29 protein-coding genes and 1 tRNA gene are annotated in these 26,819 nt (G+C 43.1%); 8 read left to right on the forward strand and 22 right to left on the reverse strand.

All coding sequences use genetic code 11. The features are described from left to right. Window position 1 precedes the first annotated feature (1 nt). From BB781_RS01160 to BB781_RS01175, 4 genes are all read right to left on the reverse strand, one after another. Window positions 2–520: a CBS domain-containing protein gene (locus BB781_RS01160; RefSeq protein WP_129582595.1), complete on the reverse strand. Its 519-nt coding sequence runs from the start codon at window positions 518–520 to the stop codon at window positions 2–4. Between the two features lie 84 nt (window positions 521–604). Beyond that, window positions 605–880, reverse strand: coding sequence for a ferredoxin-thioredoxin reductase catalytic domain-containing protein (locus tag BB781_RS01165; protein ID WP_094226669.1), 276 nt, complete (start codon window positions 878–880; stop codon window positions 605–607). Between the two features lie 45 nt (window positions 881–925). After that, window positions 926–2,137 carry an FprA family A-type flavoprotein gene (locus tag BB781_RS01170; protein ID WP_094226670.1) on the reverse strand — a complete coding sequence of 404 codons (1,212 nt, stop codon included), beginning with the start codon at window positions 2,135–2,137 and terminating at the stop codon, window positions 926–928. Window positions 2,138–2,152: 15 nt separating this feature from the next. Next, the gene (locus tag BB781_RS01175) at window positions 2,153–2,641 is read right to left on the reverse strand and encodes a ferritin family protein (protein WP_094226671.1); all 489 of its coding nucleotides are present in this window, start codon (window positions 2,639–2,641) and stop codon (window positions 2,153–2,155) included. Window positions 2,642–2,913: 272 nt separating this feature from the next. On the opposite strand from BB781_RS01175, the gene BB781_RS01180 reads away from it, so the two are divergent. Both BB781_RS01180 and BB781_RS01185 read left to right on the forward strand, forming a co-directional pair. Then, entirely contained in the window at window positions 2,914–4,017 is a 1,104-nt protein-coding gene (locus tag BB781_RS01180; protein ID WP_094226672.1) for an inositol-3-phosphate synthase, read from the forward strand. Then, the gene (locus tag BB781_RS01185; RefSeq protein ID WP_094226673.1) at window positions 3,986–4,858 is read left to right on the forward strand and encodes a hypothetical protein; all 873 of its coding nucleotides are present in this window, start codon (window positions 3,986–3,988) and stop codon (window positions 4,856–4,858) included. The genes BB781_RS01180 and BB781_RS01185 overlap by 32 nt, the downstream gene beginning before the upstream one ends. Here the strand turns inward: BB781_RS01185 and afpA are convergent. From afpA to BB781_RS01225, 8 genes are all read right to left on the reverse strand, one after another. After that, the gene (gene afpA / locus BB781_RS01190) at window positions 4,855–5,400 is read right to left on the reverse strand and encodes an archaeoflavoprotein AfpA (RefSeq protein ID WP_094226674.1); all 546 of its coding nucleotides are present in this window, start codon (window positions 5,398–5,400) and stop codon (window positions 4,855–4,857) included. The genes BB781_RS01185 and afpA overlap by 4 nt on opposite strands. Before the next feature lie 29 nt (window positions 5,401–5,429). Beyond that, window positions 5,430–6,128 carry a ferredoxin--NADP reductase gene (locus tag BB781_RS01195; RefSeq protein WP_094226675.1) on the reverse strand — a complete coding sequence of 233 codons (699 nt, stop codon included), beginning with the start codon at window positions 6,126–6,128 and terminating at the stop codon, window positions 5,430–5,432. Between the two features lie 11 nt (window positions 6,129–6,139). After that, window positions 6,140–6,760, reverse strand: a complete 621-nt coding sequence (locus BB781_RS01200) for a flavodoxin family protein (protein ID WP_094226676.1) — start codon at window positions 6,758–6,760, stop codon at window positions 6,140–6,142. 20 nt (window positions 6,761–6,780) lie between these two features. After that, a complete protein-coding gene (locus BB781_RS01205; RefSeq protein ID WP_094226677.1) occupies window positions 6,781–6,972 on the reverse strand; it encodes a 4Fe-4S dicluster domain-containing protein in 192 nt (63 codons plus the stop codon). A 15-nt stretch (window positions 6,973–6,987) separates the two neighbouring features. Further along, complete coding sequence (locus tag BB781_RS01210) at window positions 6,988–8,394, reverse strand: multiheme c-type cytochrome (protein WP_094226678.1); 1,407 nt, start codon at window positions 8,392–8,394, stop codon at window positions 6,988–6,990. Between the two features lie 77 nt (window positions 8,395–8,471). Then, complete coding sequence (locus BB781_RS01215) at window positions 8,472–8,843, reverse strand: carboxymuconolactone decarboxylase family protein (RefSeq protein WP_094226679.1); 372 nt, start codon at window positions 8,841–8,843, stop codon at window positions 8,472–8,474. Between the two features lie 35 nt (window positions 8,844–8,878). After that, window positions 8,879–9,097 carry a DUF2180 family protein gene (locus BB781_RS01220; RefSeq protein ID WP_094226680.1) on the reverse strand — a complete coding sequence of 73 codons (219 nt, stop codon included), beginning with the start codon at window positions 9,095–9,097 and terminating at the stop codon, window positions 8,879–8,881. Window positions 9,098–9,105: 8 nt separating this feature from the next. Then, entirely contained in the window at window positions 9,106–9,345 is a 240-nt protein-coding gene (locus BB781_RS01225) for a DUF2180 family protein (protein ID WP_094226681.1), read from the reverse strand. A gap of 391 nt (window positions 9,346–9,736) precedes the next feature. Between BB781_RS01225 and mer the strand changes: the two genes are divergently transcribed. From mer to BB781_RS01240, 3 genes are read left to right on the forward strand one after another with little or no spacing between them, the layout of a single operon-like run. Continuing rightward, entirely contained in the window at window positions 9,737–10,720 is a 984-nt protein-coding gene (gene mer / locus BB781_RS01230; RefSeq protein WP_094226682.1) for a 5,10-methylenetetrahydromethanopterin reductase, read from the forward strand. A gap of 23 nt (window positions 10,721–10,743) precedes the next feature. Then, window positions 10,744–11,772, forward strand: coding sequence for a F420H2 dehydrogenase subunit FpoF (fpoF, locus tag BB781_RS01235; protein ID WP_094226683.1), 1,029 nt, complete (start codon window positions 10,744–10,746; stop codon window positions 11,770–11,772). Between the two features lie 12 nt (window positions 11,773–11,784). Beyond that, a complete protein-coding gene (locus tag BB781_RS01240; RefSeq protein ID WP_094226684.1) occupies window positions 11,785–12,303 on the forward strand; it encodes a nicotinamide-nucleotide adenylyltransferase in 519 nt (172 codons plus the stop codon). 37 nt (window positions 12,304–12,340) lie between these two features. On the opposite strand, the gene cysS is transcribed toward BB781_RS01240, so the two are convergent. Further along, window positions 12,341–13,777 carry a cysteine--tRNA ligase gene (gene cysS, locus BB781_RS01245; RefSeq protein WP_207205224.1) on the reverse strand — a complete coding sequence of 479 codons (1,437 nt, stop codon included), beginning with the start codon at window positions 13,775–13,777 and terminating at the stop codon, window positions 12,341–12,343. A 30-nt stretch (window positions 13,778–13,807) separates the two neighbouring features. Continuing rightward, window positions 13,808–13,880, reverse strand: a tRNA-Cys gene (locus tag BB781_RS01250). Window positions 13,881–14,329: 449 nt separating this feature from the next. Between BB781_RS01250 and BB781_RS01255 the strand changes: the two genes are divergently transcribed. Genes BB781_RS01255 through BB781_RS01265 form a run of 3 tightly spaced genes read left to right on the forward strand, consistent with a single transcriptional unit; the run spans window position 14,330 to window position 19,352 of the window. Further along, the gene (locus BB781_RS01255; protein ID WP_094226686.1) at window positions 14,330–17,335 is read left to right on the forward strand and encodes a PAS domain S-box protein; all 3,006 of its coding nucleotides are present in this window, start codon (window positions 14,330–14,332) and stop codon (window positions 17,333–17,335) included. Further along, window positions 17,319–17,765: a response regulator gene (locus BB781_RS01260; RefSeq protein ID WP_094226687.1), complete on the forward strand. Its 447-nt coding sequence runs from the start codon at window positions 17,319–17,321 to the stop codon at window positions 17,763–17,765. Before BB781_RS01255 ends, BB781_RS01260 begins: the two co-directional genes overlap by 17 nt. A 12-nt stretch (window positions 17,766–17,777) precedes the next feature. Beyond that, complete coding sequence (locus tag BB781_RS01265; RefSeq protein WP_094226688.1) at window positions 17,778–19,352, forward strand: hybrid sensor histidine kinase/response regulator; 1,575 nt, start codon at window positions 17,778–17,780, stop codon at window positions 19,350–19,352. On the opposite strand, the gene BB781_RS01270 is transcribed toward BB781_RS01265, so the two are convergent. The 8 genes from BB781_RS01270 to feoB form a co-directional block, all read right to left on the reverse strand. Further along, on the reverse strand, window positions 19,349–19,900 hold the full coding sequence (locus BB781_RS01270; RefSeq protein WP_094226689.1) for an adenylate kinase family protein: 552 nt from the start codon (window positions 19,898–19,900) through the stop codon (window positions 19,349–19,351). The two genes, BB781_RS01265 and BB781_RS01270, sit on opposite strands and share 4 nt — an antisense overlap. Before the next feature lie 24 nt (window positions 19,901–19,924). After that, window positions 19,925–20,515: an anthranilate synthase component II gene (locus BB781_RS01275; protein ID WP_094226690.1), complete on the reverse strand. Its 591-nt coding sequence runs from the start codon at window positions 20,513–20,515 to the stop codon at window positions 19,925–19,927. Next, window positions 20,515–22,083: an anthranilate synthase component I gene (gene trpE, locus BB781_RS01280; protein WP_094226691.1), complete on the reverse strand. Its 1,569-nt coding sequence runs from the start codon at window positions 22,081–22,083 to the stop codon at window positions 20,515–20,517. Before trpE ends, BB781_RS01275 begins: the two co-directional genes overlap by 1 nt. Continuing rightward, window positions 22,076–22,753 carry a phosphoribosylanthranilate isomerase gene (locus BB781_RS01285; protein WP_094226692.1) on the reverse strand — a complete coding sequence of 226 codons (678 nt, stop codon included), beginning with the start codon at window positions 22,751–22,753 and terminating at the stop codon, window positions 22,076–22,078. Before BB781_RS01285 ends, trpE begins: the two co-directional genes overlap by 8 nt. After that, window positions 22,707–23,768 carry an anthranilate phosphoribosyltransferase gene (gene trpD, locus BB781_RS01290; RefSeq protein ID WP_094226693.1) on the reverse strand — a complete coding sequence of 354 codons (1,062 nt, stop codon included), beginning with the start codon at window positions 23,766–23,768 and terminating at the stop codon, window positions 22,707–22,709. The genes BB781_RS01285 and trpD overlap by 47 nt, the downstream gene beginning before the upstream one ends. A 194-nt stretch (window positions 23,769–23,962) precedes the next feature. Beyond that, window positions 23,963–24,268, reverse strand: coding sequence for a FeoC-like transcriptional regulator (locus tag BB781_RS01295; RefSeq protein ID WP_094226694.1), 306 nt, complete (start codon window positions 24,266–24,268; stop codon window positions 23,963–23,965). Then, window positions 24,268–24,741: a hypothetical protein gene (locus BB781_RS01300; RefSeq protein WP_094226860.1), complete on the reverse strand. Its 474-nt coding sequence runs from the start codon at window positions 24,739–24,741 to the stop codon at window positions 24,268–24,270. Before BB781_RS01300 ends, BB781_RS01295 begins: the two co-directional genes overlap by 1 nt. 22 nt (window positions 24,742–24,763) lie before the next feature. Continuing rightward, entirely contained in the window at window positions 24,764–26,785 is a 2,022-nt protein-coding gene (gene feoB, locus BB781_RS01305; RefSeq protein ID WP_094226695.1) for a ferrous iron transport protein B, read from the reverse strand. Window positions 26,786–26,819 lie beyond the last annotated feature (34 nt).

A 26,819-nucleotide genomic window follows, 5' to 3' on the forward strand; every position in this document is an offset into this window, starting at 1 on the left:
GTCATTTTCCCCGTAATTCGTATATCTTTTTAATGATGTCTGATTTTGAAACGACACCAAGCAGTTTTTTATCGTGAACAACACATAAGCGGTCAATATGGTGTTTTATCATGAGGTCCGCTGCATCACAGAGGCTGGCATCATGGAAAATTGTGACCGGGTGATGCACCATAAGGGTGGCTGCTTCTTCACTCAATGCCTTTATGGCCATCAAATGGGTATGGTGGTCTCGGTGGCTTCTTTCAAAAAAGAGTAATTCAAGTATGGTGTCCTGGTCGATAACACCAACCAGTTCCCCATCTGAATTCAGGACGGGGAAACTGTGGTAAGGTGTCCTTGCCATGAGTTCAATGATAGCTTCAATAGGTTCATCATCCTTTATGATAGTGGCCTCTTTTGACATTATCTGGCTGATCTTTATGTCCGCGCAGATATCGGATAATCTGTTCCTGTCTCTTGGACTATCTCCAGTGTCTTTTTCATTTTCTGTTTTTTCCAGGTTTTCCTCTTCCGCTGTCATATGAATTAGGATATTAGATATGGAAAAAAGATTATCAGGAGTATTTACAACTCCATTTTCACCAATCAAAAAGAATATTTTAAGTTACTTTATGTAAAGTCCGCATTTGCATGCGCCACGCATTTCAACATCTCTGGCTCTTGCAGCACACGGACAGATAATCTTTTTATCCTGTTCCTTGTCTCCGGTTCTTTTCTGGCAGAAGCAGTACCATTCACCATACTGTTTCTTATTGTTGCAAATGCCCTTTACGGCAGTTGTGATAACATCCCAGTCAGTATTGAGTTTGTATCCGGTCGTTTCCGCATTTTTCTTTGACCTGTCATAGAATTCGGCTTCTAGATCATTTTCGAATCTCATTTTAACACTCTCGGTATTTTCATATCAACATTAATTTCCATTAATTTAATATTTTGCATTCTCTTTAGCCATTTCACCAAGCTTGTAGCCGATATCACGGCAAGCTTTTTTATCTTCTTCATAAGGTCTGAATTTAACCTGCATACTTTCCATGGCAAGTTCGAATTTTCCGCTTTCCAGCTCCTTCTCCATTCCCTTTACAGCCCCGCCGCCCCATCCGTAAGAGCCGAACAGGAAGTATTTCTTGCCTTTGGGTCGCAGTCCTTTCATATAACTGAGAAATCCGGACACGGTAAAGAACATTCCGTTGTTCATTGTGGGTGAGCCTATCGCAACGACCGGTGCATCCATGAGTTCTTTCATGGTCATGCTCCAGTCGTTCTTACGCAGGTGCCTCAGACGCACTTCTACCCCTGTTGCTCTTGCCCCTTCAACTATCTCCATAGCCATTTTCTCAGTGCTTCCCCACATGGTGTCATAGATAACAAGCACTTTCGGGACAGTATCTCCCCTTGCCCACTTTTCATATGCTTCCACAATTTCCTGTATACTCTTTCTCCAGATCACTCCATGTGCTGGGGCTATCATTTGAGGGTTGACATCAAGCTTTTTCAGCTTGTCAACATATTTGAGTACCTGTGATCCGAATGGTAACAGGATGTTAGCATAGTATATGCCCGCATCTGCCATTACATCATCAACTTCATCATCAAAACGTTTTGAGGTTGCAATATGCTGCCCGAAAGCATCATTTGAAAAGAGAATCCTGTCCTCTTTCACATATGTCTGCATGCTGTCCGGCCAGTGCAGCATAGTGGCTTCTATGAACATTAAAGTCCTTTTACCAAGGCTCAATTCATCCCCGGTCCCAACTATTCGCAGATCCCATTTGTCAAAACCTTCCTCTTTGTAATACTCGGAAAGTCCTGTCTGTCCTTTGGATGATGCAAACAACTTTGCGTTGGGCGCAATGTCCATAATAGTTGATATGGAGCTAGAATGGTCCATCTCAACGTGGTTGGAAATAACATAGTCTATCTTTGCTGGATCGACTATCTGTCTGATGCGTTTGAGCATCTCTTCTGCAAAAGGTGCTTTTACAGTATCTACTAGGGCAATTTTCTCATCAACTATAAGGTATGCGTTATAACTGCCACCTTTTGGTGTTTCGTATCCGTGGAAATCACGCAGGTTCCAGTCAACTACACCTACCCAGTATATACCTTTGGCCAGCTCGAGTGGTTTGTAATCATCCATAAACATCCCTCTGATTCATGTCTGCATTCTGAATTCAGTTGCAGCGCCAAGTAACTCGTCAATTATCATGTAATGACCTCTTTCAGCAGCAGCCACCTTCTCAAAGAATGCTCGCTGCTCATCATCCTCTGCTCTTTTTGCAAGCTCTGTATAGAAATATTCGCTCTTGTGTTCAAACCGTAAGGCTGCAAGAAGTATGCCTACTTCTTCGAGTTTCTCATCTGAGAATTCCTCGGTGAAAGATGCCTCGAATTTAGGATAAATGAATTCAACTTCCGGGATCTGCTTGCTTTCCCTATATTGCATAAGGTAACCGGAATGTTTTTTCTCTTCGTCGGCAAGGAATATGTATAATTTGCTTGCAGTCTCGTTCTTCATAACGGATGCTTTTTCGCTGTAATACTCCATCCCCTCCTCTTCAAGTTCTATTGCCAGAGCAATTGCTTGGTCTATTGATTTTAGTTTATCCAGCTCTTCTGCGATCTCGTGTAGTATATCTTTCATCTTAAAATCTCCTATAGAGCAATTAGTTATCATACTTAAAGTACCAACGCCCGCCTGTCGAACGAAGGCAAAACCCACTGTGTTAAATATTATTTAATTCTGGCTTAATATATCTTTCGAGCTCTGCTTCATCTTCCTGCAATTATATTCCCATATAAAAGTTGGCAACCATCCCCTATTTAGAAAACTTTTTATTTGTAACAATACATTAATGTGCTTATATTTATCTGTCATTGGTTTTAAAAAATCATTTTTATTATAGAGGTAGTTGAATGGACAAAATCAAGATCGCAATTGCAGGCATTGGTAATTGTGCAAGCTCTCTGATTCAAGGCATTGAATATTACAAAAACAAAGAGGAAAAAGATGCAGTAGGTCTTATGCACTGGGATATTGGTGGGTACAGGCCATTTGACATTGAAGTAGTTGCTGCCTTTGATATTGACGAAAGGAAAGTTGGAAGGGATGTTTCGGAGGCCATTTTTGCACCACCTAACTGTACGGCGGTATTTTGCCATGAGGTGCCTAAAACCGGTGCAATCGTCAAAATGGGGTGTATTCTTGACGGTGTTTCTGAACATATGCTAAATTACAGCGATAACCGGAGATTTATTCCTTCCACTGAAAAGGAAGCCAACAAAGAATTTGTAGTGAATGAATTGAAGGAGTCAGGTGCAGATGTATTACTTAATTATCTTCCTGTAGGCTCTGAACAAGCCACCTGTTTCTATGCTGAATGTGCCCTTGATGCAGGAGTTGCATACATTAACAATATGCCTGTTTTCATCGTAAGCAATCCAGAATGGGCTGAGAAATTCAAGAAAAAAGGTATTCCCATAATAGGTGATGACATAAAGGCTCAGCTTGGTGCAACTATCACCCACAGGACCCTTGTAGACCTCTTCCGCAAACGTGGTGTCAAACTCGAGAGGACATACCAGCTTAACACGGGGGGAAACACTGACTTCCTTAACATGCTTAACAGGAGCAGGCTTGCTTCAAAGAAGGAGTCAAAGACCGAAGCGGTCCAGTCCGTAGCTGGTCAGAGAATGGACGATGACAACATCCACGTCGGTCCTAGTGACTACGTGCCATGGCAGAACGATAACAAAGTCTGCTTCCTTCGAATGGAAGGTAAGCTTTTCGGCGATGTGCCTATGAACCTGGAGCTTCGTCTCTCAGTAGAGGATTCTCCAAACTCCGCTGGCGTGGTCATTGATGCTATCCGGTGCTGTAAGATTGCCCTTGAAAGGGGTATCGGTGGCATTTTGTACTCTCCGTCATCCTATTTCATGAAGCATCCCCCAAAGCAGTTCACAGATGATGAAGCCTATGTGATGACAGATGAGTTCATCAGAGGCCTGCGCGATAATTGAACCGGAATTATACATGACCTTTGATGCTGCCGGAAGAACACGCAGAATATATGGAGTTGATTTCAGTGGTGCAAAGGATGCAGGCCGCAAAATATGGATAAGTGAATGTGTTGCAGAGGGAGATGCACTCTTCCTTCTCAACTGTTATCCTGCATATGACCTTGTTCCTGGTAAGTTCAAAGATCGTGAGCTTTGTCTTTCTGCTTTGTGTGACCTGATTGTTTCAAGCAGAAATTCTGTTTTCGGGATGGATTTTCCTTTCAGTCTTCCGGAACAATTGATGTCCGGAAAGGACTGGTATTCTTTTGTATCTGATTTTCCTTGTGAGTATCACTCTGCAGACGAATTTCGAAAGGCTATGCAGGCAGCAGGGGGGAATACTGAGTTAAAGCGTCTGACAGATGTTGAGGTCAAAGCACCTTTTAGCGTGTATAATCTCTGGGTATTCAAACAGACATATCATGGGATTTGTGATGTTGTGCGTCCTCTTGTAATGGCTGGTAAAGTCTGTGTACTGCCAATGCAGAAACCACTGAATGATAAACCGTGGCTTATGGAGATATGTCCGGCATCAACACTAAAAAGTGAGGGCCTGTACATTACTTATAAAGGCAGGTCTGAAAAAGAGAAAAAGACAAGAGAACATATCCTGGATGAAATGCTCTGCAAAGGAATAACTATCCCGGAAATCCTCAGGGAAGAAATCATACATAATAAGGATGGGGATGCCCTGGACAGTTTCATTGCGGCATATGCCACATTCCGGTCTGTCAGGAAACTGGGCGATATAGTTGGCAATCTGCCCGATATCTATCTCCGGGAGGGTTATACTTTCTTCTAGTCCTTACTGACGCCAAGTAATTCATAGATGTCTTCAGGTTTTTTGAGTACAGTTATGTTCTCCATCTGCATGAGTTTCTCGGTATTGGATACATCTACTTCACGCATTTTTAATTCCATCACACGTCCTTCCGGGGATACTGTCTTCAATGTGCCTCTTTTCTGGTCAACAGGAAGGATGTAAATGGGTGTTTTTCCCTTTGCGGTTTGTGCAACAACGTTTGTGACAAGGGTATCTGCAATGCCGTATACAATCTTAGCCACGGTGTTTGAGGTTGTAGGGGCAATGATAAGGGCATCGTAATATCCTACTTGCAAGGGGCCAGCGATGAAAGGAGAATTAGGTCCTGCATCAGTCTTGAAATTAGGAAAGTCCTTTTGTATATCATTCCACATACGGTACCATTTCATGACGGTTTCGCCTTCCTTGGACAAGAATACCATTATCTCGATGTTGCTCTTCTTCTTGATATCGACCATTACGTCGTATGTTTCTTTTATCAGGTCTCCTGACCCGGTAATTCCCCATGCTATTCTTTTCATAATCCTTCCTCACCTCATGTATAGCTTAATTAATATCCTATCAACGATTCCTTGTTGATCTTGCTATCGGATATTTGTATATTGTGTAGCATCTCCATCATTGAATCCACCATCGGGGGTGGCCCGCAGACGTAGAATACCCTCTCTGCATAATCCGGCACTTCTCTCAGGAGCAGGTTCTCACATATACGCTCCCGGCATCCTGTCCATTCCTCTGAGGCTCTTGTGAGGGTATTGAACACTTTCAGTCCGGGATTCTTCACTTTCATTTCTTCGAGTTCTTCTACAAATATCATGTCCTGCTCAGTCTTGTCACTGCATATCAGCATAATATCCGTACTGAGCTTCATATCAGTGCAACATTTACATATGCTGATCATCGGGGTGATGCCGATTCCACCGCTCAGGAGTGCTATCTTCTCATATTCTCCTTCAAAGGTCATCTTTCCAAAAGGTCCTTTTATATCTGCGACATCTCCTGTTTCCATGTAATCCAGCATATTGGAGAATTCATGACCTGTAAGCTTCTTTGTAAATTCAATATGGTCTTTTTCAGTGGGACTGCTTGACAGGCTGAACGCCTTGCTCATCTTTTTCCCGTTGGCATTGAGTGCGACTGTGATGTATTGCCCTGCTTTGTAAACAAATCCATCAGGCCTTCTGAACCGGAAGCTCTTCACATTGTATGCTCTTTTTATTATTTCGGTTACAGGTTCTTCAAACTCCAGGCTTGCACCTCCTACCGGATATTTTTCATTGTGATGGCAGTCTTCATTAGTTTGTTGATGGTTCTGTGAAGGCTTCGGATCCCTTCTGAATCTTCAGCAACTCCTTCAGCACCCTTGTCCTTTGACCAGAAAGTTCCTCCCAGGTTCGATCCAAAGGAGCCGCCTCCAACGGGTATCATCTCACTGATAACATAAAAGTTGATAATTGCCTGTATTGCCGGTTCCTGCCCTCCGATCCTGTCTCCGCCAACTGCAGTTGCGGCACCTACTTTGTTCATGAAGGCCTTCGGGTCACGGGCAACAACCGCACGGCACCGGTCAATTATGGTTTTTGTCTGGGCACTTAAAGTGCCTTGATATACGGGAGTGCCAATTATCCAGGCATCAGCCCAGAGCATTTTGTCATAGAGCTCCACAAGGTCATCCTTGTGAATGCATCCTTCTTTTTTACGGACACAGTAATCGCAATGAATGCAGAATTTCATGTTCTTGCCACTAGCAGAAAAATATTCAATTTCTGCACCATATTTTTCATGTGCGTATCTAAGAGCTTCATTGACAATATAATCTGTAGATTTCTTCCGGGGGCTGCCTGAGATTCCCAGTAGCCGAATGCTGGTGTCATCGGACATTTATGGCACTCCGTTTTGTCTTAGTCCAATGTTATTGCTTCTGTGGGACAGGCATCAACACAGTTGCCGCATTCCACACAGTCATCAGGGCGTGCGATGACGGATTTGAGTTCTCCGTTCTCGTCTGCTTCAATGTCTATAACATCAGTTGGGCATGATTCAGAACATGCACCTATTCCTTCACATTTGTTCTTATCTACCTTTGGTGGCATTTTTCATTTCCTCCTTTATTTTCTGTTAATGTACATCCTCAGGATAAGGGCGATTGTAGCAGTAAAGGTGCTAAATCCTGGCGTTGGCTCTGTTCCCTCTTTAGGAGATGCATCAGGATGGTATATTGTATTGGAAGCTTCGTTCATCTGTATTACAGGTACTTCATAAGTTCCCTTCTCAAACAGTTTATCGATAAGTTCCTGGGATGCTGACCTGTAATTCAGGCTGGTTTCCACCTTCAGCGGATAAACAACATCTTCGGAGAGGATGAATGTGTGCTTTTCCTCCACAGTTTTCTCTGGTCCTATCCTGTTATCCTCCAGTACCCTGTCAGCCAGCCAGAAGCTTTCGGTTGCGGTACCTTCACTGTCGCCGAGTACATTATTGTAAATTCTCTTTGCTGACTTGATACTTCCCTCGGTGTCAAGGGTTCCGGCACTGTAAATCTCATGACCTTCAGCGTCTGTGACTACCATTTCAAGCCATATTTGCCTTATCTCGGAAACCCCGGTTGGTATATTGTGCCCGGCTCCAGAATTTGTGATGGATACTTCAATAATTACCTCTTCTCCTGCGGATGCAACTTCCGGTGCTCTTACCTCTAGGGTAGCAGCGTTCTGAAGTCTTTCAGTAGCCATTTTAGCTACGTCTTCAGCACCAAATATCATGGGGATGAATGCATTTCCACCCGTTATTGCATGTAATGAGATGTGTTCTCTTTTAGGGGCACCTGACCCCGAGCGTCCGGGATTTGCTTTATACTCTGTGATGCCTTCTGTCATATGGCAATCCTGGCAGACCACATTGTCTTTGCCATACTGGCTGTCCTTCCAGGTTGAATACGTGTCATCTATAACAAGTCCGTTTACGGGATGTATCACTTCATGGCACATGCCGCAATATTCTGCCTGGGTGTATAGCTTGAGGTATTCAGAATCATGATATGCAGATTTTGAGTCTTCAAATGGTCCCCATTTAATATCTCCGGGGGTAATTATGAAGGGTGCATTGCCTATTCCGTCACTTCCTGATATTACATGGCAGAAATCACACTGTACTCCAAGCTTGGAAATGTCACTCATTCCTGATCCGTCTATGGGTGGTATCTCACCTGATACAACGCCTATAGGTGTGTGGCAACGAGCACAAAATTCGTCTACAAGTCCGTCAGTGTCTATGCTTGCAACTTTTACTTCTTCCAGGTAGAAAGGGTCCAGATATGCATTGAAATGCATTGTGCCTTCCCATTGTCCATAAATAATGGCATGGCATTGACGACATCTACTCTCATATGTAAAGTCATCAGCAGAATATTCCCCAAACTTTGTAGCTTCTGCTGCAGCTGTAAAACTGCTGACCACAGATGCTAATATGATGGCTGCCAGTAAAAACAGCCCCCATTTTACACTAGTCCCCTTCATTTCCTATCCTCAGTAGCATATGGATGTCAAATTAAATAAGCTCAAAAGGGATCAGACAGGTCCCTTAACAGATTTTCTTACTTCAGCAGTTTCAATGCATCTCTGCATGCAGCAACTGCAGGAGCACCAGATGTTATGAATATAACATCCATTGTCTCCATTATTTCTTCTTTAGTTGCTCCGTTTTTCAGTGCACTCTTCATCTGTGATGCAACACAGCGTTCGCACTGCTTTGATGCAACGACCGCAAGAGCCATCAGTATCTTTGTTTTAGCAGGCAGTGCTCCGTCACTGAGTATCTTGTTATTGCACATATTGTATTTGTGAAGGAATTCCGGTTCAAGCTCTCCAAGGATTTCCAGTATCTGAGGTGTGAATCCTAATTTTCCGGACATGTCATCAATGATCTCTCTGTGTCCGCATCCTCTTCCTTTATTTTCTCCGCACATAATTTTCCTCCTTATTGTTACGTATGACTGTATAATTAGTCAAATGCATCTTCAATCGTCTGGTTAAAACAGTAGTGACACATGATCCTTGGCAATCCTTTTGGAAGCCTTTTAACATGAGGCGGCTGTCCTACTGATACAGGAAGTTCGAGTTCCTTTACATGTTCGGTACAAAGACCTTTTCCGCAAGTAATACATACACAAGTTGCTTCAGTGTCTTTCGCTTCTTCCATGCAGTCATAACATTTCATCATGATATCACCTAATAGTTCTCTACAAGTGCCTTATGGCAGGGCATGCAGAGCACTTTCTTCCAGTGCTGGACATCTTTGTAATCGCAGGCTATTCCCATGCCGCACTTTAGTTTTATGCTGTATTCACCTTCCCATACGGGTGTTTCTTCCCTGACCAGGTGTTCCTTACAGACACCTCTCCCACAAATTATGCAGATAGCCAATGTATCACTATCTTTCCCATTTTTTGAACATTCATAGCATTTCATGATGGTCACTCTATTCAAAATTCAATTTAGTCTCAAACAGTTCTCTTATTTGTTTCATATCTTTGCAGATATGTGAATGCTTATCCTGAGTAATAACTCAGTAACTCCCAACACCCTCACCTCCTGCAAATATGAACAATATGTGAACATTATTTCTTCTGACATTTACTGGATATATCTGTAACGGTAAATGCATGTTCATTTTATACATAGTGTTAGTTTCTAGCAGTTCTTCATGATATTACTGGCAGGCCTGATCATTTGCACTTTTGGGAGTATTTTAGTCTTGCTCTTTGCGAATTATATTTCTATGTTCTGCCAGTATCAAACCAACAAAGTTTTAAATATGTATAGATACCTGATTAGCAACACACTTTAGAGGAGGATTCAAATGACATTTGGAATAGAATTTGTACCTAGCGACCCGGTTTTGAAAATAGCACACTATGCAAAACTTGCTGAACAGCAGGGCTTTGACAACGTATGGATCACAGACCACTACAACAATCGTGATGTATACTCAACCTTAACTGTGCTTGCAATGAGCACAAACAGTATCAAGCTCGGCACAGGTGTCACAAACCCCTACACAAGGAATGCAGCTGTCACCGCATCAAGCATTGCTTCAATCAATGAGATTTCAGGCGGCCGTGCAATTCTCGGTCTTGGTCCTGGAGACAAGGCAACCTTCGATGCAATGGGTATTTCATGGGACAAGCCATTGACCATGACAAAAGAGAGCATTTCTGCAATCCGTGGTTTCTTCTCCGGTAAGAAGGTAAACCAGGATGGGGAAATGGTAAAGATCAGCGGTGCTAAGATGGCATTCAACGCTGGTAATGTGCCTATCTACATGGGTGCACAGGGTCCAAAGATGCTCGAACTCGCAGGAGAGGTAGCAGACGGTGTACTGATCAACGCATCACACCCTAAGGACTTTGAAGTTGCTGTACAGCAGATCGCAGCAGGCGCAAAGAAGGCAGGCCGTGACCCTAAGGAAGTTGACGTTGCAGCATACGCATGCTTCTCAATCGACAAGGATGCTGTAAAGGCATCAAAGGCAGCACAGGTAGTTGTTGCATTCATCGTTGCAGGTTCACCTGACATGGTACTTGAGCGCCACGGCATTGATGTAGCAGCAAAAGCTGACATCGGTGGAGCAATCGCAAAGGGTGACTTCGGTGCACTCATGGGCGGTATGGTAACAACTGACATGATGGATGCATTCTCAATCTGCGGAACACCAGAAGACTGTAAGGCAAGGATCAATGACCTGCTTGACATCGGTGTGACACAGATAGTTGCAGGTTCCCCAATCGGACCTGACAAAGAGAAGGCTATCAAGCTCATCGGCAAAGAAATCATTGGTAAATAAGAAAAGAACGTCGGAGGCAGTTAATGGCCCATCCAAAGATATTAGAGGTCATTGAGCACGACGTCTGTACTGCTTGTGGGGCATGTGTTTCAGCATGCCCTGCTGGCGCAATTGTTATGAACAAGCGTGCAGAAGTCCGTGACCCTGATAATTTAGAACTGTACGTCAAAGGAGCAGCACCTAATGTATGTGAAGGATGCCTCACATGCGGCAGACTCTGTCCTGTAATTGACGGGTATATGGAAGACGAATTTGCAAATGTAAAAGAGTTTTTTGGAGCAAAGAGCACTATTAAAGGTCAGGACGGTGGAGTAACCTCAATACTGGCAAAGGCTTTGCTTGAGACTGGTACGGTAGATTGCATTGTCGGTATCACCAAGGATGATAAATGGGGTACTGAGCTTATAGTCATGACCAAACCGGAAGATGTTGACAGAACAACAGGTACCAAGTATACTTATGATTCAGTTCTATCAGCTCTCAGGGAACCATTTGAAAAATATGATAAAATAGGTGTTATTGGAGTTCCTTGTCAGGCACATGGTGCACGTCTCCTTGTTGAGAATAACAACGACAAGATCGTTGTGATCCTTGGTCTGTTATGTATGGAAAGTTTCCATCATGATGTTATGACCGAGAAGATTGTTCCTGAGGTCATGGGACTTAACCTTGATGATGTCGTCAAGATGGATTTCGGTAAGGGTAAATTCTGGAACTACACAAAGGACGGTGAAGCCCACAGTGTGAAGATTCCTGAAGTCGCTCACTACGCAAGGAATCCATGTCACCACTGCTGTGATTATACATCAGTATCCGCAGATATCTCACTTGGTTCAGTCGGTACTCCTGACGGATGGAATTGTGTGCTTATACGCACAGATGTAGGCAAGAAGATATTCGAACTTGTCAAGGACAGGGTTGAGATCATGGAAGATCCAAAGCCAGGAATGGACCTCATCCAGAAACTTGCCAAAATGAAACACGATAACAACTCAGGACACTATCTTGAAGTGTGTGAGAAGTTCACATTCGATGAATGTGGCATTCACTGATGGTTATCATATATGTACATGAGAAGGGCGTTCTATATAGGACGCTTTCAACCATTCCATCTCGGGCATTATTCTATAATTAATGATATTGCCCGGGATGTGGATGAGGTAGTAATTGGTATAGGAAGTGCGCAGAAAAGCCATGAGCCTATGAATCCGTTTACTGCAGGTGAGCGCGTAATGATGATCAAGCACGCTCTTGAGACAGCTGATGTGAAACATTATGCAATACCTATAGAAGACCTTCAACGGAATGCCGTGTGGGTCTCTCATATCATTTCTATGACGCCGCCTTTTGATGTAGTTTATTCTAACAATCCGCTTGTTGTGCGTCTTTTCAAGGAAGCAGGTATCACTGTCAGGCAACCTCCCATGTACAAGAGGGAAGGTTATTCCGGCAGCGAAACAAGAAGGCGAATGTTGAATGATGAGGACTGGAGGTCTCTTGTTCCGCAGGCTGTTGCTGATGTCCTCGATGAGATAGATGGTGTGAACCGGCTTAAAAGCGTTTCAAAATCGGATATAGATTAGGTGTTTTATATTTTCAGATCCATTTTTAGTTTTCTTTTTAACCCTTTCTCCACTTCGTGCCGTCATTTCCATCTTCAATGATGATGCCTTTCTCCTTCAGTTCATCCCTGATTGCATCGGCCTTTACCCAGTCTTTACCCTCACGTGCCCTGTCCCGAAGTCCTATCATCTCCATTATTTTATATTCAGGTAGTCCCTCCGGTATATTTTTGTAAGCTTCATGTTCCTCCTCGCCAAATATGCCGAGTATCCCATCTATCTCTGAAATGAATTCCAGTACATCTTCAAGTGCAGCACGACTGTGCGCTTCGTTGGAAACTATATAATTTACCTTGCGGCTGAATACAAAAAGATTCCCTATCGCTTCTCTTGTATTGAAATCATCATCCATGGAATTAATGAGTGTTTCTCTGGTCTCATTAATCAATTCCGTAAGTCTGCAATCATTTCCATCTTTATGGGCTTCATTCAGGGCATGTTTTACGTTCGAGATTGTATTCAACAATCTCTTCCTTGCCCTGGCGGCCTCTTCCAGACTTTCCCCGCTGAAATCAATGTTGTTCCTGTAGTGTGTATAGACTATAAAGAATCTGATAGTTCCGGGAGAAAATTTATCAAGCACTTCTTTGATGGTAAAGAAATTACCAAGGGACTTTGACATCTTTTCCTTATTGATAGTTAGAAAACCATTGTGAAGCCAGTACTTGCTGAATGGATGTTTTCCGGTGCAGCTTTCAGACTGGAGTATTTCAGCTTCATGGTGCGGAAAAATGAGGTCCATACCGCCGCCATGTATATCCAACTGCTGCGAACCATACTTCATAGACATAACGGAGCATTCTATATGCCATCCCGGGCGACCTCTGCCCCAGGGGCTCTCCCATCCAGTTTCTCCCTGGGGTGCAGATTTCCACAGGACAAAGTCAAGCTGGTATTTTTTATCGTTTTCAACCTCAATCCTGCCGCCGGAACCTTCCAGAAGTCCTTTCACAGTCTGGTGGCTCAGGGTCCCTATTTTCTCCTCTGATCTCATTAGGTCATAATACACATTGCCTTTGTGGGTTGAGTACGCAGTACCTTTGTTTATCAACGTTTCCACCGCTTCAATAATCTCAGGTATGTGCTCCGTTACTTTGGGCTGGGCGTCTGGAGCCAATACCCTGAGAGCTTTCATATCTTCAATGAAAGATTCAGTAAACTTCCGGGACAGGGCAAAAAGGTCTTCACCTTTTTCTTTTGCGCGGTCTATCACCTTGTCATCGATATCCGTTATGTTGGATATATAGTTTACATCATATCCTCTGTAAATGAGATACCGTCTTATGACATCAAAAGAAACGTAGCTTCTGGCATGTCCCAGATGACAGTGGTCATATACTGTTGGGCCACAAATATACATGTTTACTTTTTTTCCACAAAAGGGAATAAAGTTCTCCATCTCCCTTGTCAAAGTATTGTAGACCCTTAATACCACATTAAAACTCCCACGAACTATATATGCGAATGCCGAGGGGAAGATTCGAACTCCCGGAAAACCGCTCTGCAGGCGGTCACATTAGCCACTCTGTCACCTCGGCAAAGAAATATCAGATTTATATTATAACTGAATACTTACTGGCAGCTTTATTTAGTTTTTGATTAATATTCATACAGTACTACTCTTTATTGCATACTTCTTAAATGAAGGACTATTGTAAAAAAGGGATGCATATCCTGAAGTTGCATTGTTTACAAGGTTTTTGAAAGTATACATAAGGATATTTTCAGTTTAAAAATAAAAACCCAGCTCATAATTTTTATTTCAACCTCCTATCATTTATATATAATAAACATTCATAATTGATATTCATGAAATATGTATTAACTACACACAAAGCCAGGTTCTATTCGATCAGTTCTCTTCAGATCTCAGGTATGTTCGATCGTCCTTGGAACTTTTCAGTTTCATAGTTACGAATAATGCAGAATTCAGGGATAGGTAGCATGCAAGTAAAATTCACAGGTATTTTTGACATGGGGGTTTTGTATGAACATTGAAGCGTTATTGTCTCTGATAAACAATGCAGCTCTGCTTCTTGCTTTAGTTGTCCTGTACGATGTCCTTTTTTTCAATATGAATATTAACACTCGCTTAAAAGGAGCAGTAATCGGGATTTTCATTGGCATGATAGGCATTGCTTTGATGTTAAACCCCTGGGAACTATCCTCCGGAATCTTTTTTGATACACGTTCCATTCTTCTGAGCATAACTGCTCTTTTCTTTGGTTTGATCCCAGCGGTCATTGCAGCAGTAATTGTCGGTTTTTATCGTTTTTACGAAGGTGGTGCTGGTGCCTGGCCGGGTATCGCTGTAATAGCAAGCTCTGTGATAATAGGACTATTATGGCGTCATTTTCATGATAGATTCAAAAAAGTCTTTAGTTGGTCCGAGTTATATATTTTAGGTATTCTGGTCCACATTGCTATGCTGATATGCATGTTATTGCTCCCATGGTCGATTGCTATTGAAGTTTTAAGCAATGTAAGTTTTCCTGTCATGCTTGTCTATCCAATAGGTACTGTTTTACTGGGAAGCCTTCTGAATAATCAGAATTCTCGGAAAAAAGCGTATGATATTGTAGAAGAGAATAAGGTAAAGCTTCAAAGCTTCATAGACAATGTACCTGTAGGCATTTTTCGCACCACTTCCAAAGGAAAAATGATCCAGGCAAATCCTGAAATGGCAAAGATTGTGGGTCTGAGAACCTCAGAAGAAGCTGTTGCTTATTTTCAGGATATAGGAACACAACTATATGTGAACCCGGATCGCCGTAATGAATTCCTGAACATCCTGAAAACTCAGGGTCATGCAGAGAATTTTGAATATGAGGCTTTAAGTGCAGATGGCAACCACATCTGGTTATTAATGAATGCAAGAGTCAGCGATGAATTGAACGATGATGGATTCATTATCGATGGTTTTATCCTTAATATAACTGAACTGAAAAACACCGAAAAAGTACTGAAAAAAACAGAGTCCCTTTTATATGAGGTCAGCTCGATAGCTCATATCGGTGGCTGGGAATTTGATGTTTCTACTGGTGAAGGAACATGGACCTCGGAAGTTGCATGTATCCATGATGTTGATCCTTCCGATGAAACTAATAAAAATATCGGATTGAGCTTTTATGCCCCCAGCTCAAAAGAGATTATCGAGAAAGCTATCCATGATGCAATCGAAAAAGGTGAACCTTATGATGTTGAACTGGAATTGATATCTGCTAAAAAGATTCACAAATGGGTACGTACACTTGGACGTCCGGTATTTAAAGATGGTAATGTTGTGAAGTTGACAGGCTCCATGCAGGATATAACAGAGCGTAAAATTGCCGCAGATAAGTTGCTTGAGAGCGAGGGGCGTTTCCGTGCCACTTTTGAGCAGGCAGCAGTGGGAATGTGCCAGTCAACCATGGAAGGTAGCTTCATTCAGGTCAACAAGCGTATGTGTGATATCACAGGTTACAGTTCCAAAGAACTGCTCTCTATGAACTTCGCAGACATTACATATCCTGAGGACTACCCAAAGGAAATCTATCATGTTGAAAACATTCTTGCCGGAAAAATAAATGATTATTCCATTGAGAAAAGATATGTCTGCAAGGATGGAAAGGTCGTATGGGTAAACTTGACCGTGGCTATCGTACGTCATCAAGATAATAAACCTTTGTATTTTATCGGTATCGTTGAGGATATTGATAAACGTAAGCATGCAGAGAAAGAAGTAAAGCATTATAATGAACGTCTTAATATGCTGCATGAGATAGATAAAGGTATAATCTCCTCTTTCTCCTCGGAACAGATTGCAAACACTGTGCTAAAACATTTGCGTAAACTCATTTCCTGTTCTCTTGCCCGTCTTATGTTAGTGGATAAGGACACAGATGAAATATTTGTCTTTGCCATGGATTCCGGTCATGTGTCTCAAATCCGTATCGGCACACGTGTGAAGCTAAATCATAATAGACAGCTTGATCAATTGCGATCCGGCAGGTCGTTGGTCTTTTCTGATCTGAGTATATTGGAGGAACCCACTTCTCCTATGGCAAGCATGTTAGTAAAAGAGGGTATATGTTCAGGTCTCAGTGTACCACTCATAATCAAAGAAGAAATGATAGGTATTCTGAATCTAGCTTCTTTCACACCTGGGTTCTTTAATCCGGACCATCAGGCAATAGTTGAAGAAGTTGCAACTCAGCTTTCAATAGCAATCCGTAACTCACATCTAAACGAGCAGGTCCGCAAGCACACGATTGAACTGGAGAGATATGTCAAGGAGCGTACTTCACAGCTGGAAGAAGCCAACAGTGAGCTTGAGGCATTTACTTATTCAGTGTCTCACGATCTTCGTTCTCCCCTGCGGGCCATCGATGGTTTTTCAAGGATAATAATAGAAGACTATGGTTTTCTCTTTGATGAGGAAGGCAAACGCCTGTTTGATATAATCAGGACAAACACACAAAAAATGGATAAGCTCATCACGGATCTGCTGGCATTTTCCCGGATTGGCAGAAATGAAATGAATTGCATTGATATTGACATGAATGCCCTGGTAAAATCGGTTTTTGCTGATCTTATAGTGCATGAAGACAAAAAAGTTGTATTTACAGTGGCTGATCTTCCGGGTGTTTGTGCTGACCCTACGTTGATCAGGCAGTTGTGGACAAATCTTCTGTCCAATTCTTTAAAGTACAGTATGCGCAGTGAAGAGCTGATAATTGATGTGGGGGCATATGCTGAGAATGGCATGAATGTCTATTATGTAAAGGATAATGGTGTGGGCTTTGATCCAAAGTACAGCCACAAACTCTTTGGGATATTCCAGCGTCTGCACAACGAAAAAGATTTTGAGGGGACAGGTGTGGGGCTTGCTATTGTCCAGCGTATAATTCACAGGCACGGTGGAAAGGCATGGGCTGAAGGGAAAGTAAATGAGGGTGCTACATTTTATTTTTCATTACCGGTAATGGAGAAAGAATATGTGTGCGGAGAATGAAGTAGAGATCTTACTTGTGGAAGACAACTCCAATGATGCAGAGTTGGCTCTGAGGGCTTTGAAAAAGAATAATATTGCAAACAATATAGTTGTTCTTGGGGATGGTGAACAGGCTCTTGATTTTATCTACGGCCGGGGAGAGTTTGCGGACAGGGATGTAAATGCACATCCCCGTTTGATTCTCCTTGACCTGAAGCTCCCAAAGATTGATGGGCTTGAGGTTCTGAAAGTAATAAAAAGTGACATGGATACTAAAGCCATCCCGGTTGTTATGCTGACATCTTCAAAGGAAGAATGTGATATTGTGGAGAGCTATCGCCTGGGTGTGAATAGTTATATTGTAAAACCTGTAGATTTTGACAACTTTGTAGAATCTATTAATAAGATTGGTTTTTACTGGTTACTTATGAATGAATTTAAAAGGTGCTAGAGGTCCACACCTATGGGAAACGATTCTAATATCCATATTTTGTTTGTTGAGGATATTCCCTCAGATACTGAATTGGCAGAAAGGATTCTTATAAAGGATGGAATACAATTCCAGTCAAGAAGAGTGGAAACAAGTGAGGATTTTTCAAGGGAACTTGCAGAATTTGCTCCTGATCTGGTGATATCGGATTATAGTCTTCCTGCGTTTGATGGTATGCAGGCACTGAAGATTTTGCAGGAATTTGACGAGAAGATACCTTTTATAATCTTCACTGGTTCTTTGAATGAAGAAACAGCTGTCACATGCATGAAGGCAGGAGCAACCGATTATGTTCTGAAGGATCGGATAAGAAGACTGTCGTTCTCTGTCAGGGAAGCCCTTGATAAAAAAGCTGCTCTTATGGCACAGGAAAGAGCAGAGTCTTCGCTTTTGAAAAGTGAGGAAAGGCTTAAACTTGCAATGGAAGTCTCAAAGCAAGGTTTCTGGGACTGGGATATGGACACAAACGATGCATATTTCAGTTCTGGCTGGTACTCCATACTAGGTTATGATCAGGATGAGCTTCCCAGGACATTTGAAACATGGAAATCCCTTCTCCACCCAGATGATCGTGAGTTTATAGTTTCAACATTACTGGGGCAGCTAACCAAGCTGGAGGTTTTCCAGATGGATTTTAGAATGCAATCCCGGTCAGGGGGATGGATATGGGTGACAGGCCGTGGGAAACCGTTTGATGTAGATCAAAATGGTGTTCCTCACCGGGCTATCGGGACTTTCATTGACATAACCAGCAGAAAGCTTGCTGAACAACAGATGTTGCGCGCAAGGATAGCTGCAGAAGAAGCCAACCGTTATAAAAATGAGCTACTGGCAAACATTAGCCACGAACTGAGGACTCCATTGAGTTCTGTAATAGGTTTTTCAGACGTGTTGCTGGAAGGCTTATCGGGCAATTTGAACCAGACACAGAAGAAACATGCATTGTCAATCTACAAAAGTGGTAACAGATTGCTTGAGCTTATTAATAAGATGCTGGACCTTTCCAGAATAGAGTCAGGGCAAATGGACCTTAGTTTTGAGAGCTTCGATCCAAGGTATGTCCTGTCTGTAGTTCTCAGCAGAACCCGTTCAATGGCAGCCAAAAAGGGTATTGTTATCATCACAAGGATAGACCCGAATCTGATAGAGCTAATAGCCGATGTTGATAAAATAACAGAGATCCTTTATAATCTGGTGGAAAATTCTCTGAAATTCACGCAAGAAGGTGGCAAAGTATCAATAAATATACAAAAAGAAGGTGACAGTATATTCATATCTGTTTCAGATACCGGGATTGGTATAAAAGAAAATGACAAGGAAAGGATATTTGAGCCTTTTGTACAGGTAGATGGTTCAGCAAGCCGTACGCACGGGGGTATAGGTTTGGGCCTAATGCTTGTCCGGGAATATACAAAAATGCATAATGGTGAGATCCGGATGGAAAGCGATTATGGTAAAGGCAGTACATTCACTCTGAAATTACCGGTATGTCCAAAAGATAATTCCTGGCAGATTTTTCAGGAAAAAAGTGTTAGGGATGACATCTAATCCCCGAAAAATTCGCTCCAGTCAACAGTTCCCGGTCTGTATCTATTTTCCAGTTCATTGGTATCTCCCATGCGAATTCCCATTATTATTTTTCCTATATCCTTGACAGTTCTTTCCACATTTCCTTCGGTTGTATCGAGTTCAAAGACCTTCTCGCACCAGTCCACCGCTTCTGCCAGGATGATATCGAGAGCTTCTGCTTCGAGGTTTTCCCGTACTTTTTCAACAGAATACTTCCTTTTTTCCAGTCTTTCTTTTAGTTTTGCAGGCGATGTTCTCAGTACGATTACAATATCAGCAATATGATGTGAGAGATGACTGTCAATTATGGTTACAGGATACGATATATCCTGTAGTTCAAGGACTCTGTTGTACACCATGTCCATATCAGCAACGACACAGTCTCTTTCAGTATCCACCTCGGAGTAGAGTTTCTCTTCTTTGATGAGTTCGTTGAGGTGGATCACCTGATACATATAGTCCTTTTCAAGCAACTTTGTCACCGATGTCTTTCCAGTTCCCGGTGTTCCTGTGATACCGATAAGCATAGTTAACAATAAGTCCGCAAATGCTTAATTCTTGTGCATACCATCAGCTATTTTCAGGAAGTTCTTGATTATCTTCAGTCCTTCATCTGTAAGGATAGATTCGGGATGGAACTGCACACCGTACACTGGGTACTTCCTGTGTTCAACTGCCATGATTATGCCATCATCTGTTTTTGCAGTGACTTTCAGGTCATCAGCCAATTTTTCAATCGCAAGGGAATGGTATCTTCCTCCCTTGAATTTTCCAGAAAGCCCGTCAAAGAGTGGTGAACTCTCATGGATTATATAGGATGTCTTTCCATGTACTGGTCCACTCTTCGCATGACCAATGGTCCCTCCAAAAGCGGCATTTATGGCCTGGTGCCCAAGACATACTCCAAGTACGGGTATCTCTGAACCAAAATCCCTAATGATGTCAAGGGATGTTCCGATGTCATCTGATCTGTGAGGTGTGCCGGGTCCGGGTGAAACAACGATAGCATCCGGGTTAATAGCTTTAACTTCTTCAAGGGAAATGGTGTTAGGAACTACAACGGTGTCTGGCTCGTATATGGAAACATAGTCCACAAGGTTCCAGACGAAAGAATCCTTGTTGTTGATGAACAGTACTTTCATTATTTGCCTCCTATCGCTTTTATCATTGCAGCCATTTTCCTTTCCGTTTCATTGTATTCGTATGTCGGGTCCGAATCAGCCACGATGCCTGCTCCTGCCTGTACATAAGCTGTGTTATTCTTTATCAGTACTGTCCTTATGACAATTGCAAAGTCTGCATCACCATTCCATGAATAGTATCCAACGCCTCCGCCGTAAATTCCTCTTGATTCCGGCTCAAGGTCGTCTATTATTTCCATTGCCCTTATCTTTGGTGCACCGGAAAGAGTGCCCGCAGGGAATATAGCTCTTGTGGCGTCGAACTGGTCGCATTCATCCCTTAGTTCTCCGCTTACTGTGCTCTCAATGTGCTGGAGATGAGAATATTTGACAATGCTCATGAGGTCATCAACCTTAACGGTCCCGCTCTTTGAAACCATCCTGACATCATTACGTCCAAGATCAACTAACATAACGTGCTCAGCACATTCTTTTTTGTTATTCAGCATTTCCGAGGCAAGCAATTTGTCCTCTTCATCGTTCTTCCCGCGAGGACATGTGCCTGCAATCGGATTTGTGATGACTTTCCTGTCAAAGACTGTCATAAGGGTCTCAGGACTTGCACCCACGATGCCAATGTCCTTGAAGTTGAAGATATACATATATGGGCTTGGATTGATGTTTCTGAGCCTTATGTAGAGTTGTAGGGGTGTCTGCTTCATCTTAACAGTATACCTGCGGGAGACTACTACCTGGAAGATGTCACCGTCGATGATGTGCTGTTTAGACTTTCTCACTGCTTCTTCATAGGCTTCCTGGTCCATGTTAGCGACAGGTTTTTCAGAATCTGCTGCCGGGATGTCTTCGCTAATGCCTATGACGGATGCCATCTGCAACGATCTCTCCATTAATTGCGCCTCTGAGTCCGCATGGGCGTAAACAGCTTCCAAGTCGCTGGTTTCTGTTATAAACGGTGTGATGACTATGTAGGTCTGGTTGGTTATATGGTCAAAGATAAAGGTCTTTGTCATTATTGCAAAGTGCATATCCGGCGTGTCAGAATCTGGCTTTTTGCCTATGTCCATCCAGGAATCGTAGACAAGGTCATAACTGTTGTACCCAATTGCTCCTCCAAGGAAGGTCTGCCTGTCAAAACGCTTCTGGTTAAGGATTGTTGTATCGGTACTTGTGGGGTATATCCTGCGGAATGCCGCAAGAGCATCATCATTCTCGCTGAATTTAACTCTGAACTTGCCGCCTATAAGGGATTCAACATTTCCCATAAACTTGAGTTTGCTGTAGATGTGTTTTGTAAGCTCGGAGTTCATCTGGCATTCGATGGTCAGGTAGCGGTCCTTTATAGACACTACCATTTCCGGTTCGTAACCTACAAATGAATACCGAGCATGTCTTTTTTCTTTCTCGACGGATTCAAGGAGATATGAATGTCCTGCATTCTGCAGGGTTGCGTACAACTGCAGGGGTGTACATATCGTATCCACTTTAGTCATAAGCTGCACGATTGCAGGCTTCTGTGAATTTTCAATAAGGGATATGAAATCCTCTTTACTAAAATCAAAATCAACCATTGATACACCTGATTTCTTCTATAAACCTGCACACTTTGGCAGGATCTTTTTTTCCATCGCTCTCTACACCCGAGGCAGTATCCACGGCAAATGGCATTACCTCTTTTACTGCATTTCGCACATTTTCAGGATTAAGTCCGCCGGCTAGTATTACGGGTGCATCAGTGTTATCGACCACCTGCCTGCTGATGGACCAGTCATGCACCATACCGGTACCGCCACTGGCACCTGCTTTGCCGGAGTCCAGAAGTATTCCATCTATAAGGTTACTATCAAGCAGTGCATTCATCTGTGAAATCATGTCTGCTGGCAGGTCTTTGCTTTTAACAGGTATGACAAATGTCCTTATGATCTTCTGGTGAGTGCCGTTGCGTATGATCTCTATTTCCTCAGCACTGAGCTCATTATGAATCTGAACTACGTCAGGTTTTACCTTCTCTATGAGGTCGAGTGCCTGTAGTCCGTTAGCTGGCATTATCACAAGCACTGAGTCTACAAATAACGGCACAGTCCTGACAAGGTATGCTGCTGTCGGTGCATCAAGTTTCCGGGGCGTGTTCACAGGAACCTCTGTGATAAAGCCAACAGCATCAGCTCCGCAGCTCGCTGCAAGTTCTATATCTTCAGCACACCGCATTCCGCATATCTTCACTCTTGGAAGCTGCTTCATTTATAACCTCATGAGTGATGTCTTCATCACTGAATTCCAATAGTTTCTTCATGGCTTTACCGCTGTCAATTATTTCTTCTACTATTGGTATGGCTTCTTTTATGGAACCAGCCTTGCCAGCAACATAAAGAACTGCTGCAGAGTTCATTACAATTATATCCCTCTTAGGTCCTTTCTCACCTTTGAGGATGTATATTATATCAAGTGCATTCTCTTTCGGCGTACCACCTACGATCTCATTTGCTTTTGCCCTACTGATTCCAAGTTCTTCAGGAGTGAGGGTATAGGTAGTGATCTTTCCGTTCTTTAGCTCGGCAACGTACGTCTCGGATATGTTTGATATTTCATCCATGCCGTCCCCATGAACTACCATTGCCCTTTCTACTCCAAGTTTTTTCATTACCTGTGCAAAAGGTTCGCATAGTTTCTGATCATAAACGCCAACAAGCTGCACCTTTGCGTTTGCAGGATTTGTGAGTGGTCCAAGTATATTGAAAACAGTCCTGATTCCCATTTCCTGTCTAATGGGTCCGACCCTTTTCATTGCAGGGTGGAAGATGGGGGCGAACATGAAACCGATACCGTTCTTTTCAATTGATCCCATTACCTCTTCAGGGGATTTATCTACTTTTATGCCGAGTTCTTTCAACACATCAGCACTTCCTGAAAGTGAAGTGATGGAACGGTTGCCGTGTTTTGCAACAACAACTCCGGCAGCTGCAGTAACAATAGCAGATGCAGTTGAGACATTAATGGTATTGTGTCTGTCGCCGCCAGTGCCTACAACATCCACGAGCACTCCTTTGACATCAGGTTTGATGGTATTTGCGGCCTTTTTCATCCCTATCGCAAAACCCGCAATCTCATCAGCAGTTTCTCCCTTCATTTTCAGGGCTATGAGGAGGCCGGCGATCTGTGCGTCTGTAGCATCAGTGAATATCTGTGTGATGGCATCCTCTGCTTCCTGTATTGTAAGGTTGTTATTTTCACTTACTTTCTTTATGTAATCCTTCATGTTAGCACCACGCAATGCATCAATGTATATTATTGTACAGCAATGATTAAAAATGCTTAATTCTATTTAAGGTTTATGGCTTTGCCGGGTGCGGCACAAAATGATGCGAACAGAAGGATGAGAATCAGCGAGCCCAGAAACTTATGAATACATGGATGACCCTAAAAAAAAGAAGAAAAATATGTTACCAGTTATCAGGACAATCCTTCACAGATTGCCCTGCCTTTTTCCGTGAGGCTGTATGACTTTATTTTACTGTTCCTTGCAGATAGTTCGGGACCTGCGCAGAGCTTTGAGCACGCCATGCAGTTCCCTGCGCAGTTGATCGCACCTTCAGTGACACATTTTATATCTCCTTTATTTACCATGATGTTCAGGAGGTCCCTGAACTCATCCTGTCTGAGGTTGAGCCGGTTAGCAATGGTCCTGATGGTGAGATTCTCTTTTGAATCCATTATTGTGGCCATTCTTCGCAGGAAGAATCTGTAACCGACTACCATTATGCTCCCTCCCGGAAAACAAGCACTTCATTCAAAGAGAACCTGTCTTTCCAATACAGTATTCCTGCAAGTGAAAGTATTCCCAGGTAAATTCCCGGCCTGAATGTTTCCATTATGCTCCATCCTTCGTAATCTTGCGGGACTATGAAGGAATCAAGCAGGTTCCCTCCCATTATTAGCAGATAGACCATCATGAATAACAGGGACATGAGTATTCCAACATACAGGAAAGAAACTCCTGCATTTATTCCCTGCATCATTTCTTTGAATCCGTAAAGGAATACTCCTCCTGTGACCACAAGGCAGAATCCACCCAGTATGTCCCCTGGGATGAACAATGATCCTGCCATTCCTTCATATATCCCGATATCTATACCAATCCCTTCAGCTATGTGATACATCCCTAATATTGTATACAGCACCCCGGCAAGTGCAGCAAAGGTGATTTCAGTTTTTCCGTAGTGTTGTTCCATTTCTGTCACTCTCCTTGTTGATTCAGGCAAACAAACCTATCCTGCTGCCCACCTGGTACAATACAAATGCGAATATCCATGCAAGTCCTGTGCCGTAGAGCAATTGGAAGACTGTCCATTTCCAGGATCCTGTTTCCCTTTTGATAACACCTATACAGGCAAAGCATGGCACGTACAGCAGGGTGAATACCATAAGTCCCAGGCCTGCAAGAGGTGTCATTGCTCCGGCGGCGAGTATTTCGGTAAGGCTGTCCTCATTGTCACCAACTCCGTATAACACTCCCATTGAGCCGACTACGATCTCCTTGGCAACAACACCAAACATCAGTGCAACTGCGATCTTCCAGTCAAATCCAAGTGGTGCTACTAAAGGTTCTATGATCTGCCCGATGAAACCTATCATGGAATCTGTGGTGCCGTATATCTCTTCTGAAGCAAAGGTGCCGCCACTTCCAGGGGCAGGTATGGATGCAAGGAGCCAAATTCCTACAACACCGATGAGTATTATACCACCTGCTTTTTTGAGGTAGATCTTGCCCCTTTCCCACATGTGGAGGATACTGCCTTTCAATGTAGGGATCTTGTATGAGGGCAGCTCCATAATAAAGGGTGTATCCTCTCCTTTTACTATGGTGCTGCGCATGAGCTTTGCGCTGATGAGTGCAACAAATATGCCCAGGGCATACAGGCCAAAGATCACGATACCGGCATCCCTTCCAAAGAAGGCACCTGCCAAGAGCACATAAACTGGCAGCCTTGCGCCGCATGATACAAAAGGAGCGATTAGTATCGTGATGAGCCTGTCCCTGCTGTCTTCGATGGTGCGTGTTGCCATTATGGCAGGGACGTTACACCCGAATCCCATTATGAGCGGGATGAATGATTTGCCGTGCAGCCCTATCTTACTCATGACCTTGTCCATGATAAACGCAGCTCTTGACATGTATCCACTGTCTTCCATGAGCGATATCATGAAGAAGAGCAACAGGATATTTGGAAGGAATATCAGTACGGAACCGACACCTGCTATCATGCCGTCCCCAACAAGGGAGGCCAACCAGGAGATAGTTATCACATCGGAGGCAGTTTCTGCAAGCCATCCGAAGAATATGTCTATTATATTCATGAAGGGGGTGGCAAAAGTGAATGTGACCTCAAAAGCCGCCCACATCAAAGACAGAAATATGGGAATTCCCAGGTATTTGTTGGTAACCACACGGTCGACCATGTCCGAGCCGCTGAGGTGGTCCGTGTTGATGTTACATACCTGCCTCAGCATTGTCTGTATGGTCTTGTATCGCTGGTCCGCTATCTTAGCCTCAAAACTGTCGGCATCGGTCCTTTGTAGTATTTTCCTTATTTGCGGGTAGTTTCCACTCTCCTTTGCTTTCTTAATGATATTTTCGTCTCCCTCAAGCAATTTCATGCTGAACCAGCGTGAAGGATAATGTGAATAATAAGGGTCATCTGCAAGGACATTTCCCAGTTCATCTGCACTTTTCTCAATTTCCCCGTCATAAACGAAGACATTCTCGTTTGTTCGTGTCCTGTGTATCTCCTCGGTGATAGAGTCCAGAAGATCCTCTATTCCTCCACCTCTGCTTCCAATCGTTGATATAACAGGTACCTCAAGGAACTCCTGCATTTTCTGAACCTCGATACTGTCTCCTTTTGCAAGGGCCAGATCGGTCATATTGAGCGCTATTATCAGCTTGGTGCCCAGTTCCATCAACTGGGTTGTCAGGTAAAGGTTCCTTTCAAGGTTTGTTGCATCTATAACCTGCACCACGATGTCAGGCTTTTCTTCAATGATGAAATCACGTGCTATTATCTCATCAAGGGAATATGCCGTAAGACTGTAAGTCCCTGGCAGGTCCACGATCTGCATTTCAATGTCTTTGTGCTTCCTTTTACCCATTTTTCTTTCAACGGTCACTCCGGGCCAGTTTCCTACATGTTGTTTTGAGCCGGTTATTGCGTTGAATATGGAGGTCTTCCCTACATTCGGATTTCCGGCCAGGGCAACGGTTATCTTTTCTGTCATTCGGTCACCATCCTAATCTTGCTCCTGTCTTTTC

The organism is Methanolobus psychrotolerans (genome assembly GCF_002243045.1).
In the GTDB taxonomy this organism is placed as follows: domain Archaea; phylum Halobacteriota; class Methanosarcinia; order Methanosarcinales; family Methanosarcinaceae; genus Methanolobus; species Methanolobus psychrotolerans.

Excerpts from the sequence above, each read along its gene's own strand:
- BB781_RS01160 (WP_129582595.1), bottom strand. The coding sequence starts at position 520 with ATGACAGCGGAAGAGGAAAACCTGGAAAAAACAGAAAATGAAAAAGAC.
- BB781_RS01165 (WP_094226669.1), bottom strand. The coding sequence starts at position 880 with ATGAGATTCGAAAATGATCTAGAAGCCGAATTCTATGACAGGTCAAAG.
- BB781_RS01170 (WP_094226670.1), bottom strand. The coding sequence starts at position 2,137 with ATGGATGATTACAAACCACTCGAGCTGGCCAAAGGTATATACTGGGTA.
- BB781_RS01175 (WP_094226671.1), bottom strand. The coding sequence starts at position 2,641 with ATGAAAGATATACTACACGAGATCGCAGAAGAGCTGGATAAACTAAAA.
- BB781_RS01180 (WP_094226672.1), top strand. The coding sequence starts at position 2,914 with ATGGACAAAATCAAGATCGCAATTGCAGGCATTGGTAATTGTGCAAGC.
- BB781_RS01185 (WP_094226673.1), top strand. The coding sequence starts at position 3,986 with ATGAGTTCATCAGAGGCCTGCGCGATAATTGAACCGGAATTATACATG.
- afpA (WP_094226674.1), bottom strand. The coding sequence starts at position 5,400 with ATGAAAAGAATAGCATGGGGAATTACCGGGTCAGGAGACCTGATAAAA.
- BB781_RS01200 (WP_094226676.1), bottom strand. The coding sequence starts at position 6,760 with ATGTCCGATGACACCAGCATTCGGCTACTGGGAATCTCAGGCAGCCCC.
- BB781_RS01205 (WP_094226677.1), bottom strand. The coding sequence starts at position 6,972 with ATGCCACCAAAGGTAGATAAGAACAAATGTGAAGGAATAGGTGCATGT.
- BB781_RS01210 (WP_094226678.1), bottom strand. The coding sequence starts at position 8,394 with ATGAAGGGGACTAGTGTAAAATGGGGGCTGTTTTTACTGGCAGCCATC.
- BB781_RS01215 (WP_094226679.1), bottom strand. The coding sequence starts at position 8,843 with ATGTGCGGAGAAAATAAAGGAAGAGGATGCGGACACAGAGAGATCATT.
- BB781_RS01220 (WP_094226680.1), bottom strand. The coding sequence starts at position 9,097 with ATGATGAAATGTTATGACTGCATGGAAGAAGCGAAAGACACTGAAGCA.
- BB781_RS01225 (WP_094226681.1), bottom strand. The coding sequence starts at position 9,345 with ATGAAATGCTATGAATGTTCAAAAAATGGGAAAGATAGTGATACATTG.
- mer (WP_094226682.1), top strand. The coding sequence starts at position 9,737 with ATGACATTTGGAATAGAATTTGTACCTAGCGACCCGGTTTTGAAAATA.
- fpoF (WP_094226683.1), top strand. The coding sequence starts at position 10,744 with ATGGCCCATCCAAAGATATTAGAGGTCATTGAGCACGACGTCTGTACT.
- BB781_RS01240 (WP_094226684.1), top strand. The coding sequence starts at position 11,785 with ATGTACATGAGAAGGGCGTTCTATATAGGACGCTTTCAACCATTCCAT.
- BB781_RS01255 (WP_094226686.1), top strand. The coding sequence starts at position 14,330 with ATGAACATTGAAGCGTTATTGTCTCTGATAAACAATGCAGCTCTGCTT.
- BB781_RS01260 (WP_094226687.1), top strand. The coding sequence starts at position 17,319 with ATGTGTGCGGAGAATGAAGTAGAGATCTTACTTGTGGAAGACAACTCC.
- BB781_RS01265 (WP_094226688.1), top strand. The coding sequence starts at position 17,778 with ATGGGAAACGATTCTAATATCCATATTTTGTTTGTTGAGGATATTCCC.
- BB781_RS01270 (WP_094226689.1), bottom strand. The coding sequence starts at position 19,900 with ATGCTTATCGGTATCACAGGAACACCGGGAACTGGAAAGACATCGGTG.
- BB781_RS01275 (WP_094226690.1), bottom strand. The coding sequence starts at position 20,515 with ATGAAAGTACTGTTCATCAACAACAAGGATTCTTTCGTCTGGAACCTT.
- trpE (WP_094226691.1), bottom strand. The coding sequence starts at position 22,083 with ATGGTTGATTTTGATTTTAGTAAAGAGGATTTCATATCCCTTATTGAA.
- BB781_RS01285 (WP_094226692.1), bottom strand. The coding sequence starts at position 22,753 with ATGAAGCAGCTTCCAAGAGTGAAGATATGCGGAATGCGGTGTGCTGAA.
- trpD (WP_094226693.1), bottom strand. The coding sequence starts at position 23,768 with ATGAAGGATTACATAAAGAAAGTAAGTGAAAATAACAACCTTACAATA.
- BB781_RS01295 (WP_094226694.1), bottom strand. The coding sequence starts at position 24,268 with ATGGTAGTCGGTTACAGATTCTTCCTGCGAAGAATGGCCACAATAATG.
- BB781_RS01300 (WP_094226860.1), bottom strand. The coding sequence starts at position 24,741 with ATGGAACAACACTACGGAAAAACTGAAATCACCTTTGCTGCACTTGCC.
- feoB (WP_094226695.1), bottom strand. The coding sequence starts at position 26,785 with ATGACAGAAAAGATAACCGTTGCCCTGGCCGGAAATCCGAATGTAGGG.